15 protein-coding genes and 1 pseudogene are annotated in these 16,674 nt (G+C 73.1%); 9 read left to right on the top strand and 7 right to left on the bottom strand.

What is annotated here, in order from left to right; all coding sequences use genetic code 11:
• Position 1: 1 nt before the first annotated feature.
• The 4 genes from OG624_RS39925 to OG624_RS39910 all read right to left on the bottom strand — a co-directional run bounded on the left by OG624_RS39925 (position 2) and on the right by OG624_RS39910 (position 4,523).
• On the bottom strand, positions 2-925 hold the full coding sequence (locus tag OG624_RS39925; protein ID WP_371640634.1) for an ABC transporter permease: 924 nt from the start codon (positions 923-925) through the stop codon (positions 2-4).
• Positions 922-1,893 (bottom strand): ABC transporter permease, encoded by a 972-nt coding sequence (locus OG624_RS39920; protein ID WP_051762967.1) that lies wholly within the window; start codon positions 1,891-1,893, stop codon positions 922-924. Before OG624_RS39920 ends, OG624_RS39925 begins: the two co-directional genes overlap by 4 nt.
• Position 1,894: 1 nt before the next feature.
• A complete protein-coding gene (locus tag OG624_RS39915; RefSeq protein ID WP_033216838.1) occupies positions 1,895-3,025 on the bottom strand; it encodes a polyamine ABC transporter substrate-binding protein in 1,131 nt (376 codons plus the stop codon).
• 181 nt (positions 3,026-3,206) lie between these two features.
• A complete protein-coding gene (locus OG624_RS39910; protein WP_237545381.1) occupies positions 3,207-4,523 on the bottom strand; it encodes an aromatic ring-hydroxylating oxygenase subunit alpha in 1,317 nt (438 codons plus the stop codon).
• A 418-nt stretch (positions 4,524-4,941) separates the two neighbouring features.
• Between OG624_RS39910 and OG624_RS39905 the strand changes: the two genes are divergently transcribed.
• From OG624_RS39905 to OG624_RS39870, 8 genes and pseudogenes are all read left to right on the top strand, one after another.
• Complete coding sequence (locus OG624_RS39905) at positions 4,942-5,358, top strand: hypothetical protein (RefSeq protein WP_266447446.1); 417 nt, start codon at positions 4,942-4,944, stop codon at positions 5,356-5,358.
• A complete protein-coding gene (locus OG624_RS39900) occupies positions 5,355-6,647 on the top strand; it encodes an NADH-ubiquinone oxidoreductase-F iron-sulfur binding region domain-containing protein (RefSeq protein ID WP_371640633.1) in 1,293 nt (430 codons plus the stop codon). Before OG624_RS39905 ends, OG624_RS39900 begins: the two co-directional genes overlap by 4 nt.
• A gap of 10 nt (positions 6,648-6,657) precedes the next feature.
• Positions 6,658-6,849, top strand: a complete 192-nt coding sequence (locus OG624_RS39895) for a ferredoxin (protein ID WP_030722029.1) — start codon at positions 6,658-6,660, stop codon at positions 6,847-6,849.
• A 1-nt stretch (position 6,850) separates the two neighbouring features.
• Positions 6,851-8,980 carry an acetate--CoA ligase family protein gene (locus OG624_RS39890; RefSeq protein ID WP_033216833.1) on the top strand — a complete coding sequence of 710 codons (2,130 nt, stop codon included), beginning with the start codon at positions 6,851-6,853 and terminating at the stop codon, positions 8,978-8,980.
• 44 nt (positions 8,981-9,024) lie between these two features.
• A complete protein-coding gene (locus OG624_RS39885; protein ID WP_033216832.1) occupies positions 9,025-10,233 on the top strand; it encodes an acyl-CoA dehydrogenase family protein in 1,209 nt (402 codons plus the stop codon).
• Positions 10,234-10,271: 38 nt separating this feature from the next.
• On the top strand, positions 10,272-11,444 hold the full coding sequence (locus OG624_RS39880) for an acyl-CoA dehydrogenase family protein (protein WP_033216831.1): 1,173 nt from the start codon (positions 10,272-10,274) through the stop codon (positions 11,442-11,444).
• 100 nt (positions 11,445-11,544) lie between these two features.
• Positions 11,545-12,399 (top strand): annotated as a pseudogene (locus OG624_RS39875) (3-hydroxybutyryl-CoA dehydrogenase); the annotation flags it as partial.
• Between the two features lie 104 nt (positions 12,400-12,503).
• A complete protein-coding gene (locus OG624_RS39870) occupies positions 12,504-13,115 on the top strand; it encodes a TetR/AcrR family transcriptional regulator (protein ID WP_371640632.1) in 612 nt (203 codons plus the stop codon).
• 44 nt (positions 13,116-13,159) lie between these two features.
• Here the strand turns inward: OG624_RS39870 and OG624_RS39865 are convergent, their stop codons facing one another.
• From OG624_RS39865 to OG624_RS39855, 3 genes are all read right to left on the bottom strand, one after another.
• Complete coding sequence (locus tag OG624_RS39865; RefSeq protein WP_371640631.1) at positions 13,160-13,513, bottom strand: hypothetical protein; 354 nt, start codon at positions 13,511-13,513, stop codon at positions 13,160-13,162.
• A 311-nt stretch (positions 13,514-13,824) separates the two neighbouring features.
• Positions 13,825-14,616 (bottom strand): N-acyl homoserine lactonase family protein, encoded by a 792-nt coding sequence (locus OG624_RS39860; RefSeq protein WP_371640630.1) that lies wholly within the window; start codon positions 14,614-14,616, stop codon positions 13,825-13,827.
• Positions 14,617-14,668: 52 nt separating this feature from the next.
• On the bottom strand, positions 14,669-15,286 hold the full coding sequence (locus OG624_RS39855; RefSeq protein ID WP_033216828.1) for a hypothetical protein: 618 nt from the start codon (positions 15,284-15,286) through the stop codon (positions 14,669-14,671).
• Between the two features lie 200 nt (positions 15,287-15,486).
• On the opposite strand from OG624_RS39855, the gene OG624_RS39850 reads away from it, so the two are divergent.
• Positions 15,487-16,575 carry a DUF5954 family protein gene (locus tag OG624_RS39850; RefSeq protein ID WP_371640629.1) on the top strand — a complete coding sequence of 363 codons (1,089 nt, stop codon included), beginning with the start codon at positions 15,487-15,489 and terminating at the stop codon, positions 16,573-16,575.
• Positions 16,576-16,674 lie beyond the last annotated feature (99 nt).

Below are 16,674 nucleotides of genomic sequence, written 5' to 3'. Positions count from 1 at the left end.
GTCACTTCCCGGAGAGCAGGTCGAGGCCGCCCTTGCGCCCGAACAGGCGCGGGATGGCGAGGGCGAGGACGATGAGGCCGATGGAGCCGACCAGCATCAGGGTGCCGACGGCGTTGATGGTGGGCTGTACGCCGAACCTGATCGCCGAGTAGATGCGCACGGACAGCGGCTGCGGATCGACGCCGGTGGTGAAGTAGGCGAGGACGAAGTCGTCGAAGACGAGGGCGAAGATCAGCACCGCGGACGCGAGGATGCTGGGCAGCAGCGCGGGCAGGGTCACCAGGCGCAATGCCTGTCCTCGGGTGGCGCCGAGGTCCATGGCGGCCTCCTCCACCTCCGGATTGAGGGCGGCGATGCGGGAGCGGAGGATGACCGTCACGTAGGAGATGGAGAAGGTGATCTCGGCGAGCATCACGGTGGTGGTGGAGAGGGTGATGCCGAGGCCCTTGAAGAGGAGCATCGCCGCGACGCCGGTGACGATCTCCGGGGTGATCAGCGGGACGAGCATGATCAGGCCGGCGAAGGAGCCGAGGCGGCTGCGGCTGCGTACGAGGCCCAGGGCCAGGGCCACGCCGAGGACGAGCGAGCCGGCCATGGCGACCAGGGACACCCGCAGGCTCATGCCGAGCGAGTCGAGGAGCACCTCGTCGTGCAGGAGGGCCTCGTACCAGCGGAGGCTGACGCCGTCGAGGACGGTGAGGGACTTCTGGGAGTTGAAGGAGAAGAGGACGACGACGCCGACCGGGAGGTAGAGGAGGGCGAAGAAGAGGGCGGTGACGGCGATGGCGAAGCGGGGGCGGCGCTCGGCTCCGCGCCGGCGGCGCCGCGGGGCGCCGGTGCGGGTACGGGTGCCGGTGTCGTCGGTGGCCGTACCGGTGCCGGAGCCGGTGCCGGTGTCTGTGTCGGTGTCGGTGTCGGTGCTCATCGGGCGGCCTCCGCCTCGTCCTTGCGGGTGCGTCGCAGGTAGCCGAGCATCCCGAGGAACAGGACCGCCATCAGCAGCATGGTGAGGGCGGAGCCCAGCGGCCAGTTCTGCCCCTGGAAGAACTTGTCCTGGATCAGGTTGCCGATCATGATCTGGTCGGGGCCTCCCATGAGCTGGGCGCTGACGAAGTCGCCCATGGCGGGCAGGAAGACGAGGACGCAGCCGGCGGCCGCTCCCTGCCGGGTGGCGGGGACGGTGACGAAGAGGAAGGTGCGCAGGGGGCCGCCGTAGAGGTCGCGGCCGGCCTCGATGAGCGAGGTGTCCATGCGCTCCATCGCCGCGTACAGCGGGATGATCATGAAGACCACGAAGCCGTAGACGAGTCCGGCGACGACCCCCACCCCGGTCTGCAGGATCTTGGTGTCGCCGTCGGCGAGCCCGATCGCGCGCAGGGCCCTGAGCAGCGGGCCGTCGTCGGAGAGGACGACGGACCAGCCGTACATCCGGACCAGGTAGTTCGCGAAGAACGGGACGACGATCGCGGCGATCAGCAGGTTCTTGAAGCGGCCGCCGCGCAGCGCGATGGCGTAGGCGACCGGGTAGGCCACGGCCAGGCTGATGAGGCAGGTGATCAGCGCGTAGCCGAGGGAGCGCAACAGGACGGTGCTGTAGGCGGGGTCGGCCAGCGCGGTGAGGTTGGCGAAGTTGAGTCCGAAGCGCGGGTTGCCGAGGGGGTCGGTGGTGCCGAGCGCGAGGGTGGCGACCAGCAGGAGGGAGGCGACGAGGAAGCCGGTCATCCAGAGGGTGCCGGGGAGCAGGAGCCAGGTCCACAGGCGTGGCTGCCGTGTCCGGGCGGTGGTGCCCGGCGTGCCCTCGGGCCGTTTCCGGTCCGGGGCGGGCGTCTTCGGCGCGGCCGGGTCCTGGGGCGGCCCGAGCGCGGTGCCGGTGCGATTGCTGCGTGTCGCCATGTCAGCCGGCCTTCACGTCGGTCCAGGCGGCGTCGCGGGCCCGTTCGCCGGCCGCGTCGCCGTTGCGGAAGAAGAGGTCGGCCGCCAGGTCGTCGGCGGTCACCAGGCACTGCGGGAACGGTTCGACGAGCGCGGCGTAGGTGTCCTCGGTGCCGCGGACCGGCATCGGGTAGCCGATGTACTCGATGTTCTTCTTCACGTTCTCCGGGCGGAGCATGTAGTCGATGAAGAGCATCGCCGTACCGGGGTGCTGCGCGTTGGCGGGTATGGCGTAGCAGTCGGAGTTGACGGGGGCGCCTTCGCGGGCGACCTCGAAGCCGAAGACGGACGGGTCCTCGGCCTGGGCGAGCATGGCGGCCATGTCACCGCTCCACGCCTGGGTCATGTCGGCGTTGCCGTTGAGGAGGTTGTTGTAGCTGTCGCTGGAGAAGCCGCGCAGGCGGGGGCGGAGCGAGCGCAGGGTGTCGGTGACGCGGTCGAGGTCGGCCCGGTCGCCGGTGGTGAGGCCGAGGCCGAGTTTGAGCGCGCCCAGGCCGAGCACCTCGTCGCGGTCGTCGAGGACGAAGACCTTGCCCTTGGCCTTCTCGTTCCACAGGTCTTCCCACGAGCCGGTCAGGTCGCCGAGCCGGTCCCGGCGCCAACCGATGCCCGTCTTGTACATGGTGAACGGGACGGTGTGCGCGGAGCGGGGGTCGTACCAGGGGTCGGCGAAGTAGTCGTAGCCGCCGAACACGGCTTCGGCGCCGCGTAGCCGGGAGTGGTCGATCGTACGGAGCCGGCCGCCGGTGGCGAGGCGCTCGGCCCATTTCGCGGTGGGGAAGATGATGTCGTAGCGGTTGCCGGCGTTGAGTTTGGCGGCCATGCCCTCCATCGAGTCGTAGTTCGACTGGACGACCTTGACGCCGTACTCCTTCTGGAAGCCTTCGAAGACGCTGGGGTCGACGAAGTCCGCCCAGTTGAAGTAGACGAGGTCGCCGTCGACCTTGACGTCGATGGGTGCTTCCGCGGTCGCCTTGCCGGCCGGGTCGTCCGAGGTGGCGAAGCCGCAGCCGGCGGTGGTGAGGGCGAGGGCGGCGGCGGTGCCGGCGCGGAGGAACGAGCGTCTGGTCGGGGGGAGTGCCTCGGGGGACATGGGGTCCTCTCCGTAGGGGCCGCAGGGGGACGGCGGGAGCGAGCGGTACGTGGGGGCTCGGTCGTGCGGCGGACGCGGTGCGGGGGGCCGCGCTGCGGTGGTGCGGTCGTGCGGTGTGCGGCGGTGCTGTCGTTCGGTGGTGCCGTGGTGCGGTGGTGGTGGCGGGTGCGCTCGCCGACGTCTACGGAACGGCGCCGTCCAGGTCTGCCCGGATGCGGCCGGCGAACCAGCCGACCGCCGACTCGCGGCGTGAGAGCGGTCCGGGCTCGAACCCGGGGGTGGAGAGCCCCTTCTGCACGCGGGCGACCAGCTCGGCGTCCTCGTCGTTGGTGATCCAACCGATGTGGATGTTCAGGCGCCGCGCGAGGCGGGTGCGCAGGCTGGTGCCGCGGCGGGTGTAGAACGCGCCCGGTACGGCCACGCGGTCCACCGCCGTGGGGATCGCGGTCCAGGCCAGTACGTGGTCGGGGTAGAAGTCGATCAGGGTGTTCGGGTAGATGACCGCGTACCGCCAGATCCGCCGGTCGGCCTCGCCGAGGCCCGGCATCGGCGCGGCGATGCGCTGGTAGAGGCGCTCCGCCCAGTTCGAGGAGGGCTTGTCGCGCAGCGGCGAGGCGAAGAGTGCGTAGGACTCCTCGATGTCGCAGGTGTAGCCCTGGTAGTCGAGCAGCCGCATCAGGCCGGGGTGGGCGACCGGGACGTGGTAGCCCTCCAGGTAGTTGTCGACCGCCACCTTCCAGTTGGCCTGCTGCACCTCGGCGGCGGCCAGGTCGTGGATACGGGCGCGGCCGATGGGCACGAGGTCGGCCCCGGCGTAGTGGCCGACGGCCTCGGCGAGGCCGGCGCAGCTCGTGGCCAGCGGTACCGCGTCGAGGTCGAGGTTGACGAAGACGAAGCCGAGGAAGGACTCGACGCGGGCCGGGAAGAGGCCGAGCTTCGGCTTGTCGAGGCAGGGGATCTGGCGGGCCTCCGGGGCGCCGACCAGGCTTCCGTCGAGGCGGTACGTCCAGCCGTGGTACGGGCAGCGGATCGCCTTGCCGTCCGGTTCGGGGGCGGTCACCAGTCGGGTTCCGCGGTGGCGGCAGACATTGAGGTGGGCGGCGAGGCCGCCGTCCTCGGTGCGGACCACCAGGACCTCGCGGTCGGCGACGGTGGCGGCGAGCCGCGCTCCCGGGTTCGGCAGGTCGGACTCGTGGCAGACGAGCTGCCAGGACCGGCCGAAGACGTGCCGGCTCTCGGCGGCCGCGGTCTCGGGGTCGGTGTAGTAGCGAGCCGGGAGGGCGGGCCCGGGGATGTCGGTGGCGGGGAGGTCCGTGGCAGGGGCCTCGCGGCCGGCCGGCGCGGGAGCCACGGCGGGGCCCGGCGGTCCGGTCGGGTCGGTGGGGGCCGAACCGGCGGTGCCGGTGGCGCCCGTGGTGTGGGCGGCGCCGGTGGTGCCGGCGGTGCGTTCGGACCGTCCGGTACGGCCCGTCGGCGATTCGGGAGCTCTTGAGTGCATCGGTGACTCCTCCGTGCCGGCGTGCGGCGATCGGTGTCGGCGTTCGATGGCGAGGCAAGGCGGGTGGGGCGGGGGCAGGGCAGGGCGGCCCGGCGACGGGCAGGAGGTCGGGGCGGGAGGCCGAGACCGGCTGACCGATTGGACAGCCACATTGCTGGCTCATTTCCGCCGGGTCAAGACTTGTTCACTGACCGATCGGTCAGCTAGCGTAATTCTTGCCTGACCGATCGGTCAGCAAACGTGCTTTCCTGTCGCCGCACCGGCCCCGTTCCCCGTTCTCCCTGCTCATAGGGGCGGCCCCGGCCGTGCGGCCCGCCCGGCCCGTCCCGTCCCGGGCCCGCACCCCGGATCCCTCCCGATCTCCCCGATCTCCCCGATCTCTCGATCTCCTGATCTCTCGATCTCCCCGGAGGCACGCATGAGCGGTCATCGGCGTCTGGACTGGCTCGGGCTCACCCCCGAACCGGAGCGCGAACTCCCCACCGCGGTCGCCGCCCTGCGCGCCTCCTCGCACGGAGCGTCCGCAGGGCTCCCACCGCACGACCTGGCGGCCGTCGAACGGCGCCGCGTGGAGCGCCTGATCCTGCGCGGCAACCGACACAGCTGGCTCCGCTACCTCTCCGAGGTCACCGACCTGGTGACCGGGGTGGCCGCCGGGTCCCGGCCCGGCGACCCCACCGCCGCGCTGCTCGCCGGCGAGGTCGTCCTCGACCACCACCACATGCTCATCGGCCTCCCGGGACCCGGATACGGCCGCACCGCCCAGGACCGCACCGCGCTGGAGAGCGCCGTACGGACCCTGCGCACCCACACCACGACAGGAGCCGGCCGATGACCACGATCCGCCTCCCGACGGCGCCGCCGACGGGCACCGTCCTCGGAGCGGCGCCGCACCTCACCGAGAGCGCCGACGCCTACCGCGCCACCGGCGGCTACGACACGGCCACCGACCCGGAGGAGCTGCTCGCCCACCTCGACGCCGCCGGGCTGCGGGGGCGCGGCGGGGCCGGATTCCCGGCCGCCGTCAAATTGCGCTCCGTACGCGGCCGCGGCGGCTCCCCCGTCGTCGTGGCCAACGGCGAGGAGGGCGAACCGGGCTCGGTCAAGGACCGCTGGCTGCTGCGGGCCCGGCCGCACCTGGTCCTGGACGGCCTCGCCCGTGCCGCGGCCGTCACCGGGGCCGTACGCGGCTACGTGTACCTCTCGGACCCGGCGGCGGGCGAGAGCGTGCGCCGGGCCCTGACCGAACACCCGCCGCCGCTGCCCGTCGAGGTGGTCGAGACCGCCCACACCTACGTCGCCGGCGAGGAGAGCGCGGTGGTCCGCCGGATCGACGGCGGCCCGGCGCTGCCCACCGCCAAACCGCCCCGCCCGTTCGAGCGGGGGGTGGGCGGTGCGCCGACCCTCGTCTCCAATGTCGAGACGCTCGCCCGGATCGCCCTCACCGCCGCTCGGCCCGACCTGCGGCGCGCCATCGCCCGGAGCACCCTGGTGACCCTGTCCGGCGGCCCGGCCACGCCGATGCTCACCGAGGTCCCGTACGGCATCCCGCTGCGCACACTCGCGGCGCGGTACGGGGCCCCGGAGGCGGCCGGAGCCCTGATGGGCGGGCTGTTCGGCGGTCTGGTCGACGCCCGCGCCCTGGACCTCCCCCTGGAGCCCGGAGCGCTCACCGCCGCCGGCACCGCTCTGGGGTGCGGGGCCCTCCACTTCCTCGCTCCCGGCGGCTGCCCGGTGACCACCGCCGCCGACGCGGCCGCCCACCTCGCGGCCGAGAGCGCCCGGCAGTGCGGGGTCTGCGTGTCCGGCACCGCGGCCGTCGGCAAGGCCCTGTACGGCCTCGCATCCGGGACCGCCGGCCCGGACGCCGAGGACAATCTGCGCCGCTGGTCGCAGGGGCTGACCGGGCGCGGCGCCTGCGGACTCCTGGACGCCGCCGCGGGGATCGCGGGCAGCCTGCTCCGCTCCTTCCCCGCACACGTCCGCTCCCATCTCGCCGCGCCCTGCCCGGTGTGCGCGGCCGCCGCGCCCGCGGCCGGCCGCAGCCGCCTCACGGTGGCGGTGCCGGAGGTCGAGGTCGCCTCCACGCTCACGCCGTCCCCGGCACCCCCGTGCCCGCACTGAAAGGAACGCCATGAAACTCCTGCTGGACTCCACCCGCTGCCAGGGCTACGGGCTGTGCCAGGAACCCGCACCCGACCTGGTCGAACTCGACGAATGGGGTTACGCGAACGTCATCGCCGTCGTCGTCCCGGCCGGCACCGAGGACGCCGCCCGCGCCTGTGTCGAAAGCTGCCCCAACTCCGCCCTGCGTGTGGAGGGATGACATGGGACGCGATCTGACCGCCCTTTTCGACCCCCGCTCGGTCGCCGTCGTCGGCGCCAGCGACGACCCGGCGAAGTACGGCCACGCGGTGGCCGCCCAGGCCCTGCGCGCCCCCGACCGGCGGCCCGTGCACCTGGTCAACCGGCGCGGCGGCACCGTACTGGGCCGCACCGCGGCCACCTCCCTGACCGCCGTCGGCGAACCCGTCGACCTGGTGGTGATCTCCGTACCCGGCGCCGGCTTCGAGGCCGCCGTCGACGAGGCCCTGGCCTGCGGGGCGAAGGCCGTCGTCGCCATCACCGCGGGCTTCGCCGAAGCCGGCCCCGCGGGCCTGGCCCGGCAGCGGGCGGTCGCCGCCCGGGTACGGGCCGCCGGAGCCGTCCTCGTCGGCCCCAACTGCCTGGGCATCGCCGACAACACCACCGAGCTGTACCTCGCCTCGGACCGCTTCGCCCCCGGCGGGGTCGCCCTGCTCAGCCAGAGCGGCAACCTCGCCCTCGAACTCCAGCTCCGCGCCGAGCCGCACGGCCTGGGCTTCTCCCGGTTCGTCTCCCTCGGCAACCAGGCCGACGTCACCCTCGTCGACCTCGTCGAGGACTGTTCCCGCCACGAAGCCACCTCGGCCATCGCCGTGTACGCCGAGGACTTCGGCGACGGCCGGGCCTTCGCGGCGGCCGCCGCCGCGGCGGGCAAGCCGGTGGTCCTGCTCACGGCCGGCCGGGGCACCGCCTCCGCCCGCAGCGCCCAGTCGCACACCGGGGCGCTCACCACCTCGGCCGACGTGGTCGCCGCCGCCTGCCGCGACGCCGGCGTCGAACTCGTCCGTACGCCTCGGGAGATGACCGTCGTCCTGGCCGGACTGGCAGGACTGGCAGGACCGACGGGACCTGCCGGACCTGCCGGACCGGCCGGACCGGGCGCGGGGGTGCGTACGCGGGGCCGCCGTACCGCCGTCTTCACCGACGGCGGCGGCCACGGTGCGATCGCCGCCGACGCGGCCGAGGACGCCGGGCTCGAGGTACCGGAGCTCGGCGGGCCGACGCAGGACCGCCTGCGGACCGTGCTGTGGGAGCAGTCCTCGGTCGCCAACCCCGTCGACCTGGCGGGGATGGGCGAACAGCGGCCCCTCTCCTACGCCGACACGGTCGGGGCACTGCTCGACGCCGACGAGGTCGACGCCGTCCTGATGACCGGCTACTTCGGCGGTTACGCCGCCTCCGAGGGCGGTCTGGGCGGCGGCCCGGCCGGGGGCTCCGTACTCGCGGAGGGCGAGACCCGCGCCGCCAAGGAGATCGTCGCGCACCTGGCGTCCGCCGCCGGGAAACCGCTGGTCGTGCAGTCGATGTACCCCGGGTCGCCGAGCTGCCGGGTGCTGGCCGAGGCCGGGGTGCCGGTGTTCGCCGCCACCGAGGACGCTGCTCGCGCGCTCGCGGCGATGACCGGACGGCCCCGTCCGGTGGACGCCACCCGTGTGGCCCCGCTGCCGCGCCCCGCCCCGCCACTGTCGGACCCGGGCTATCACGGCGTACGGGCGCTGCTCGACGCCGCCGGGGTGCCCTTCCCGGCGGCGCGCGAGATCACCGACGAGGCCGGACTGCTCGCCGCGGCCGCGGAGTTCGACGGCCCGTACGTGCTCAAGGCCCTGCACCTGCTGCACAAGTCCGACGCCGGCGGGGTGGCGCTGCGCCTCGCCGACCGGGACGCGCTCCTCGCCGCCTACCGGGAGATGCACGCCCGGCTCGGCGCGCCCGCCTACTCGGTGGAGGCGATGGCCGACCTCACGGACGGCATCGAGCTGATCGTGGGCGTGAACCAGGACCCGCGGTTCGGGCCGGTCGCCCTGGTCGGGCTCGGCGGCGTCCTCACCGAGTCGCTCCGCGATGTCGCCTTCGCGCTCGCGCCCGTACCGGCCCGGCGGGCCGAGACCCTGCTGCGCTCTCTGCGCAGTGCCGCGCTGCTGGACGGCGTACGCGGCCGGCCGGCCGTCGACGTGGCCGCGGCGGCGGCCGTCGTCGAGCGCATCACCACGGTCGCCGCGGCGCACCCGGAGATCGCCGAACTGGAGGTCAACCCCCTGCTGGTGCGCCCGGACGGCGCGCTCGCCCTGGACGCGCGGGCCGTCCTGCGCTGACCGCTCCACCCCCACCCCCCTGTGCTCTGGAGGACTGACTTCACATGGACTTCCGCTACACATCCGAGCAGGCCGACCTCAAGGCCCGTGCCGCCGCCTACGCGCGGCTCCTGATGACCTACGAGGACCGGTCGGAGGAGGCCGGCGGCCCGCTGCCGGTGGAAACGGTCCGCGAACTGACGCGCGCCGCCGTCGAGGCCGGTGTCTACGCGATCAACATGCCCGCCGCATGGGGCGGCGCCGGGCTGTCGCTGCTGGACCAGGTCATCGTCGAGGAGGAGTTCGGCAAGGTCACCAACTGCCTGTGGGACATCCCGTGGCGGCCGGCGAACGTCCTGGCGTACGGGACCGAGGCGCAGCGGGAGAAGTACCTGCTGCCGGTGATCCGGGGCGAGCGGTTCGACGCGTTCGCGGTGACCGAGCCCGGTGCCGGTTCCGATCCCGGTTCGGGCACGAGCACCGCGACCCGTACCGACGGCGGCTGGTTGCTGAACGGCGAGAAGTGGTTCGTGACCTGCGGGGACATCGCGGACTTCCTGCTGGTGCAGGCGGACGCGGGACCGGAGCGGGCGGCGACGCTGTTCTTCGTGGACAAGCAGGCGCCCGGGGTCGAGATGACGCGGGTCCCGCGGTTCATGCACTCCGCGGTCAACGGGCATCCCGAGTTCACTTTCACCGATGTGTTCGTCCCGGACGAGGACGTGCTCGGTGGGGTCGGCAACGGCTACGAGCTGACCAAGGAGTGGTTCACGGACGAGCGGCTGATGATCGCCGCCCGGACGGTCGGCGCCGCCGAGCGGGCCCTGGAACTCGCCCGGGACTGGGCGATCGAGCGCCGGCAGTTCGGCTCCCCCATCGCCGACTTCCAGCTCATCCAGGGCATGCTCGCGGACTGCGCGGTGGACATCGCCGTGAACCGGGCCTACACGCACCAGGTGGCCTGGGAGGCCGACCGGCCCGAGACCGACCGCAAGACCCTGCACGCGAAGGCGTCGACGGCGAAGCTCGCGGCGAGCGAGGCGGCGGGCCGGGTCATCGACCGGTGCGTGCAGATCTTCGGTGGGCGCGGCTACGACCGTACGTACCCCGTGGAGCGCATGTACCGCGAACTGCGCGTCGACCGGATCTGGGAGGGCACCTCCGAGATCCAGCGCCTGATCATCGCCAACGAGCTGATCAAGCGCGGCACCCGGGTCCTCGCCCTGCCCTCGCCCTCCCCCGCCGACCGGCCCGCAGACCACCCCGTCTCCTGACGACCGCTCCCCCACCACGACCCAGAGGACAGACAGACATGGACTTCCGCCTCACCGCCCGTCAGGAAGAGCTGCGGAGCGCGGCGCGCGCGCTCACCGACTTCATCGAGAAGTACGAGCTCGACTGCGAGGAGAACAACGGGCTGCCCCCGCAGGCCCACACCGAGATCCGCGACGCCGTCCTCGACAGCGGGCTGCAGGCCGTCAACATGCCGAAGGAGTGGGGTGGCGCCGGGCTGACCATCCTGGAGCAGGTCACGGTCCAGGCGGAGCTCGGCCGGCTCACCGGAGCCCTGTGGGACATGGTGTGGCGTCCGGCCAACGCCCTGTCCTTCTGCACGCCCGAGCAGCGCGAGCGCTACCTCGTCCCGGTGATCCGGGGGCAGCGCCGCGACTGCTACGCGGTGACCGAGCCCGAGGCCGGCTCCGACCCGCAGAACCTGCGGACCACGGCGACCCGGACCGCCGGCGGCTGGGTGTTGAACGGCGAGAAGTGGTTCGTGACCGTCGGCGACCACGCCGACTTCATGATCGTGCTGGCCGCCGCCGGGGAGGAGCGCGCGCCGACCCTCTTCCTCGTCGACAAGGACACGACGGGCATCGAGATGACCCGCGTGCCGCGTTGGATGCACACCTTCGTCTACGAGCACCCCGAGTTCACCTTCACCGAGGTGTTCGTCCCCGAGGACGCGGTGCTCGGTGAGGTGGGCCAGGGCTACGACATCACGCGCTCGTGGTTCACCGAGGAGCGGCTGATGATCGCCGCCCGGACGATCGGGGCGGCGGAGCGGGCCCTGGAACTCGCGCGGGACTGGGCGGTCGAACGACGCCAGTTCGGCTCCCCCATCGCCGACTTCCAACTCATCCAGGGCATGCTCGCCGACAGTGCCGTCGACATCGCCGTCAACCGCGCCTACACCCACCAGGTGGCCTGGGAGGTCGACGAGGGCGTCCTCGACCGCAAGACGCTGCACGCGAAGGCGGCCATCGCCAAGCTGGCGGCGAGCGAGGCGTCGGGCCGGGTCGTGGACCGGTGCCTGCAGATCTTCGGGGGGCGCGGCTACGACCGCTCGTACCCCGTGGAGCGCCTCTACCGCGAGCTGCGTGTCGACCGGATCTGGGAGGGCACCTCCGAGATCCAGCGCCTGATCATCGCGGGCGAACTGGTCAAGCGCGGTACGGGCGTGCTGCGGATGCCGTCCGCGGAGTGACGCACGGGTGGGGGCGGCCCGGGCCCGTGGTCCGGGTCGCCCCCACCACCCGCAGGAGACCTAGGAGCGTCGTCAGCATCAGAGGAGGGAGGACCGATCGATGACCGATGTCGAACGGGTCGGGGTCGTGGGCTGCGGACTGATGGGATCCGGTATCGCCGAGGTCTGCGCCCGGGCCGGGCGGGAGGTCGTGGTGGTGGAGACGACCCGGACGGCGGCTGCCGCCGGCCTGGAGCGGATCACCCGCTCCCTGGAACGCGCGGCGGCGTCCGGGAAGCTGACGGCCGCCGAACGGGACGCGGCCGTCGGCCGGATCGCGGTGACCACGGACGTGGCACGCCTCGCGGACCGGGACCTCGTCGTCGAGGCGGTGGCCGAGGACGAGCGCGCGAAGCTGGAGGTCTTCGCCCTGCTCGACCGGGTGGTGGAGCGGCGGGACGCGGTCCTCGCGACCAACACCTCCTCCATCCCCGTCATCAGGCTGGCCGCATCCGTGTCGCGGCCGGAGCAGGTCGTCGGCCTGCACTTCTTCAACCCCGTACCGGTCCTCGCGCTGGTCGAGCTGGTGCCCTCGCTGCTCACCGCGGAGGAGACCGTCCGGCGTGCGGGCGCCTTCGCCTCCGAGGTGTTGGGCAAGGAGGTCGTCCGTGCCCGCGACCGGGCGGGGTTCGTCGTGAACGCGCTCCTCGTGCCGTACCTGCTGGCCGCCGTACGCATGGCCGAGCACGGCACCGCGTCGGCCGAGGACATCGACCGGGGCATGACCTTGGGCTGCGCCCACCCGCTGGGGCCGCTCGCCCTGGCCGATCTGATCGGCCTGGACACGGTGCAGGCCATCGCGCGGTCGATGTACGCGGAGTACCGGGAGCCGCTGTACGCCCCGCCGCCGCTGCTGGCCCGGATGGTCGACGCGGGCCGGCTGGGCCGAAAGACGGGCCGGGGCTTCCACACGTACGGCGACCGCGGGAGCGGTGCGATGCGCGAGGATGGTGGTGTGGTGGCCACGCCAACCGGGCCCACCCGCCCGGTCCACGGGCGCCGACACGGGGAGCAGCCAACGTGACCAAGGCCGAGCGCGCACTCGAGACGCGTGAGCGCATCCTCATCGCCGCGTGCGAAGTCATCGCCGACATCGGCTTCGAGAACGTCAGCATGCGCAAGGTCGCCGAGCACGCCGGTGTGTCGAAGGCCCTGTTGCACTACCACTTCGACACGCGGGAGAAGCTCTTCGCCGAGGCGATGACGCACTCCTTCGCCCAGACCGGTACGGACACCGAGGGCGTTCCCGACTCGGTGTCCTCCTCGGTGGTCCTGGCCCGCATCCTGCGGAGCATGCTGCCGACGGACGCGGAACTTCGCCAGGACTGGAAGCTCTGGCAGGAGTTGTGGGTGCGGGCCCAGCGTGACGCGGCGGCCCGGCACTTGGCCGTCGACCTGTACGACCAGTTGCACGCGTGGGTCGGTGGGGCCGTGGAACGGGGTGTCCGCTCGGGGGAGTTCGCCGCGTGCGACGTCTCCGCGCTCGGCACCCTGGTGCTGGCTCTGTGCGACGGTCTCGGCATCCGGCTGATGCTCGACGACCCCCGGGTGGATCTCGCGACGGCCCGGGAGACGATCTGGCGGGCCATCGCCCCCACCCTGGGCATCGATCCGCGGTTCCCGGAGGTGTGACCGGCGCGTTCCGCGCGTCCTTCGTGTTCGGGTGTTCGGTCGGCTCAGCCCGGTCCGTGCACGGTCTGGACGTTGCCGAGCGCGTCGACGGTGAGCGCGACGCGCTCGGTCCTGTTCCCCATGGCCAACACGATCCACACGACCCCCCACAGCAGGCAGGTGAAGATGGTCAGGATCGCGTGCAGGAGGTGATTGACGTTCCCGCCGCGTATGAGCACCGCCTGGGTCGGGGAGCGCGATTCGACGCGCCAACCGAGGACGACGTACTGGTTCACCGTCCAGTCGAGGATCGCGGTGCGCCGCGCGTCGTCGAGGGGCTCGCCCGGGGGTGCGTAGAACATTTCCGGGGGCGGCTCCGGGAGCGGCCCCCAGCCCTTCGGTTCGTCGGACTTGGCCATCGGTCCTACCTCCCCACGCGTCGGGGCCGCCGGAGGGCGGCGCCGGGCGGGACGGTCTCGGTACGGTCCCGCACATCCCAGGGTGCGCCGGGCGGCCGGGTCCAGCATTCCGAGCCTGCCTGACCAGGCCTTTCACCGGATGGACGGTCGAGTTCGACCTGGTCCTCCCGGGCATTGTCAGTGGCTCGCCCTACAGTGCGAGGCATCCCATTCAAGGGTTGAGGCGGGCTGCCTCGCTGCACGATCCCGCCCCACCGGACCCCTTCGGGGGACAGCGACCGGTGGGGTGGCGCGCGGCCCCTCCGACCGGGTCAGTCCCAGAACTCGCCGTCGTGGGGCAGGGCGGCGAAGTGGTCGGGGTCGTGGGAGAGGAAGACCCGGATGCCGGCCCGGGACAGCGCGCGCAGGCGCCCGTAGGTCAGCATCTTCTCCTCGGTGTTCCAGTCGCTGAGCATGGGCACGTTGCGGTCCAGGCCCTGCTGGAGGTGCGCGGCGTCGCCCATGAGCGCGATCCGGCCGTGGTGGTCGAGGTCCAGGATGACGCCTTGGTGACCGGGGGTGTGGCCGGCCGTGCGCACGAGGGTGAGCGTGCCGTCCCGGAACAGGTCGGTGTCACCGCTCAGTTCGAGGAAGTCGTAGTGCCGACCGCCCACGTAGTCCTCGAAGGCGTAGCCCCGGGCCGTCCAGCGGTCCGGCCACCAGGCGTGGCGCAGTTCGTCGTGCTGGGCGACGTGCACGGCGTGCGGGAAGTAGGTCATCCCTCCGGCGTGGTCGAGGTGCAGGTGGGAGTAGAGGACGTACCGGACGTCGGCGAGCCGGTAGCCGAGGCGCTCCAGCTGCGCGTCGACGGCGTGGGCCCGGGTGAATCCCTCGGCGCCGTACGCGCTCCGCAGGCCCGGCCCCCAGTGGGCCTCGGCGGCCTCCGGGTCCGCGACGCGGTGGTTGACGCCGGTGTCGAAGAGGATCGGTCCGTGGGTGGCGTGCTCGATGACGGCGACCGTCGAGGGCACGGTGACCGTACCGCTCGCCCCGTACAGCAGGGCGCTCCTCGGCATGGTGAAGGGTCCCGCGTCCACTGTCGTCACGCGCAGTCTCGGGGTCACCGCGGGGACCTCCCTAACCCACGTGCCGGCGGGTGGATATCTCCTGTCCAGACTAGGCCGTCCGGGGCGGGACCACGCGTCGGAGGGCCTCGGTGAGGGCGGGCGGCGAGTCGACCGAGACGTACACCGTCGAAGCCTCCACCGGCCCGGCCGGTCCCAGGTCGAGGAGTACGGGCGGGTCGAGGTGCACGGCCAGGTTCAGGGCGCTCTCCAGCGAGCAGGCCACCGCCCCCGGTTCGCCGGGTACCGGCCTCGGGCCCCGGCCGGGAACGGTGCGTACCACCGGGGAGGTGGAGCGGACCGCCGAGCGCGGCAGGGTCACGTCCCCGAGGAAGGCGGTCCGCAGGATCACGTGTTCCTCGCCCACCTCGTGCGGGTGCCGGACCAGCGCCGCCACCAGGCCCAGCCCGCCGAGGATCATCAGGAGCTCCAGCGCCGCGTGCAGCGGCCGGACGGCGGGCGGCAGCATCGAGGAGAACAGGAAGGCCACCACGATCTCCGTCACGGCCAGGACCAGCACCACCTGCCTCGTCCCGGCCGAGTGCCGGGGCCCCGGTGCCGACGGACGCCGCAGCACCGTCGCCGTCAGCGAGCGGGCCCATATCCGTACGATCCCGGCCCGGCTCGGCCGGAACGTCACGCCCCCCGTCGTCGGGACCACCACCGTCATGACCGCCCCCTGCCCGTCGCCGTCCTGCCGCGTTCCTTCTCCCAGGCTCGCGCGCGTCCGGCGGAGCGGACAGTGACGAATGTCAGGGATGTGCCGGGAACACACCAGGGGTGCGCGGACGGTACCGCCACCGGGTCCGCCGCGGCCGGGGAATCGGTGAATCGGGGGCGGCGTCCCGGACCGGTCGGCAGGATGGGGCCATGGACCGTGGGGACGTGGGACCGCGCGGGTCGCGGCCGGTGGTGGTGCGGGTGCCGGTGGAACCGGTGGAAGCCGCGAGGGAGGCCGACGCGCTCGACGCCGTGGCGCGCGCCGGCGATGTGGTGGTGCGCGGCCCGCTGTTCGGGGTGGCGGCGCAGTCCCGCGCGGACGGGCCGCGCTGGCGGGTGGTGCTCGAAGTGACGTCCGGCTGCCCGCAGCAGGCGCGGGACGGGCTGAATTCGCGGCTGTGGTTCCACGCGAAGGACGAGGCGCGGGATCGGGCGGAGCGGCGCGAGCTGCTGGCGGCGGTCGCCCGGCTGGAGAGCGAGCGCGTCGACGAACTCCTCGTCTCCGGGACCCGGTACCGGGTGGTGCGCGCCGAGGAGTACGCCGCTTCGGGTCCGGGCGGGATCGAGGCACCGCGCCCGACGGATCCGGAGCCCTTGGTGCCCGACTGGGACCGGGCGGCTCAGGAGCCCGGGATCGACGACCCTCTGGTCATGGATCCCGACGCGCCGGTCACCCCTACCCAGGCGTTCGAACAGCTGGCGCTGCGCGACCTGTGCTACACGGGCGGACGGTTTCCCGAGGAGGTGCGCGCCGACTCGCGGCGGGCCCTGGACACCCACCCGGACGTACTGGTGATGCCGCCGACCTTCGGCGTCGTGGAGCGGACCGGGGACGGCTGGCGGCCGGTCAGCGGACCGCACGCGACCCCGCACGCCGCCCGCAGGTCGCTCGACTTCGCCCTGACGTGGATGTGGCCCAGGCTGCGGGGGTACATCCCCGAGGACGCCGACCCGCGCACGGACGCCCGTACGTGGACGGCCGCGGGCGGCGGGGGGCCGGCCGACGTGCGGGCCGCGAAGCTGGCGGCGTACGCCGGGGCCGCCGATACCCTCCGGGTCGGCCGCGTCAACCGGCTGGAGTTCCAGGACGTCGTGTACCAGATCGTCCGGACCCGGCGCCTGTTGCGCTGGGGGCCCGACGGGCCGGAGGGCCCTCGGCCGTCCGACGTGAACAGCCAGGAGCCCACCCGTATCCATCTCGCGCTCGACGAGGACGGGCGCGTCCTTCCCGACGACTGACCGGTGACACGGGTCGGTCCTCCCCGTGGAAGTCGGCGCCCGCCGGGCGTTTCGACGTGCGCCATCGGGCCTTCATGGGAAACGGTGTACCCGCCCCAC

The sequence above is a fragment of the Streptomyces virginiae genome (genome assembly GCF_041432505.1).
Taxonomy (GTDB): Bacteria; Actinomycetota; Actinomycetes; order Streptomycetales; family Streptomycetaceae; genus Streptomyces; species Streptomyces virginiae_A.
Note: the sequence above shows the minus strand (reverse complement) of the source record. Positions and strands in the feature narration are given on the sequence as shown.

Excerpts from the sequence above, each read along its gene's own strand:
- OG624_RS39890 (WP_033216833.1), top strand. The coding sequence starts at position 6,851 with ATGGGACGCGATCTGACCGCCCTTTTCGACCCCCGCTCGGTCGCCGTC.
- OG624_RS39905 (WP_266447446.1), top strand. The coding sequence starts at position 4,942 with ATGAGCGGTCATCGGCGTCTGGACTGGCTCGGGCTCACCCCCGAACCG.
- OG624_RS39880 (WP_033216831.1), top strand. The coding sequence starts at position 10,272 with ATGGACTTCCGCCTCACCGCCCGTCAGGAAGAGCTGCGGAGCGCGGCG.
- OG624_RS39900 (WP_371640633.1), top strand. The coding sequence starts at position 5,355 with ATGACCACGATCCGCCTCCCGACGGCGCCGCCGACGGGCACCGTCCTC.
- OG624_RS39925 (WP_371640634.1), bottom strand. The coding sequence starts at position 925 with ATGAGCACCGACACCGACACCGACACAGACACCGGCACCGGCTCCGGC.
- OG624_RS39895 (WP_030722029.1), top strand. The coding sequence starts at position 6,658 with ATGAAACTCCTGCTGGACTCCACCCGCTGCCAGGGCTACGGGCTGTGC.
- OG624_RS39865 (WP_371640631.1), bottom strand. The coding sequence starts at position 13,513 with ATGGCCAAGTCCGACGAACCGAAGGGCTGGGGGCCGCTCCCGGAGCCG.
- OG624_RS39920 (WP_051762967.1), bottom strand. The coding sequence starts at position 1,893 with ATGGCGACACGCAGCAATCGCACCGGCACCGCGCTCGGGCCGCCCCAG.
- OG624_RS39855 (WP_033216828.1), bottom strand. The coding sequence starts at position 15,286 with ATGACGGTGGTGGTCCCGACGACGGGGGGCGTGACGTTCCGGCCGAGC.
- OG624_RS39915 (WP_033216838.1), bottom strand. The coding sequence starts at position 3,025 with ATGTCCCCCGAGGCACTCCCCCCGACCAGACGCTCGTTCCTCCGCGCC.
- OG624_RS39850 (WP_371640629.1), top strand. The coding sequence starts at position 15,487 with ATGGACCGTGGGGACGTGGGACCGCGCGGGTCGCGGCCGGTGGTGGTG.
- OG624_RS39910 (WP_237545381.1), bottom strand. The coding sequence starts at position 4,523 with ATGCACTCAAGAGCTCCCGAATCGCCGACGGGCCGTACCGGACGGTCC.
- OG624_RS39885 (WP_033216832.1), top strand. The coding sequence starts at position 9,025 with ATGGACTTCCGCTACACATCCGAGCAGGCCGACCTCAAGGCCCGTGCC.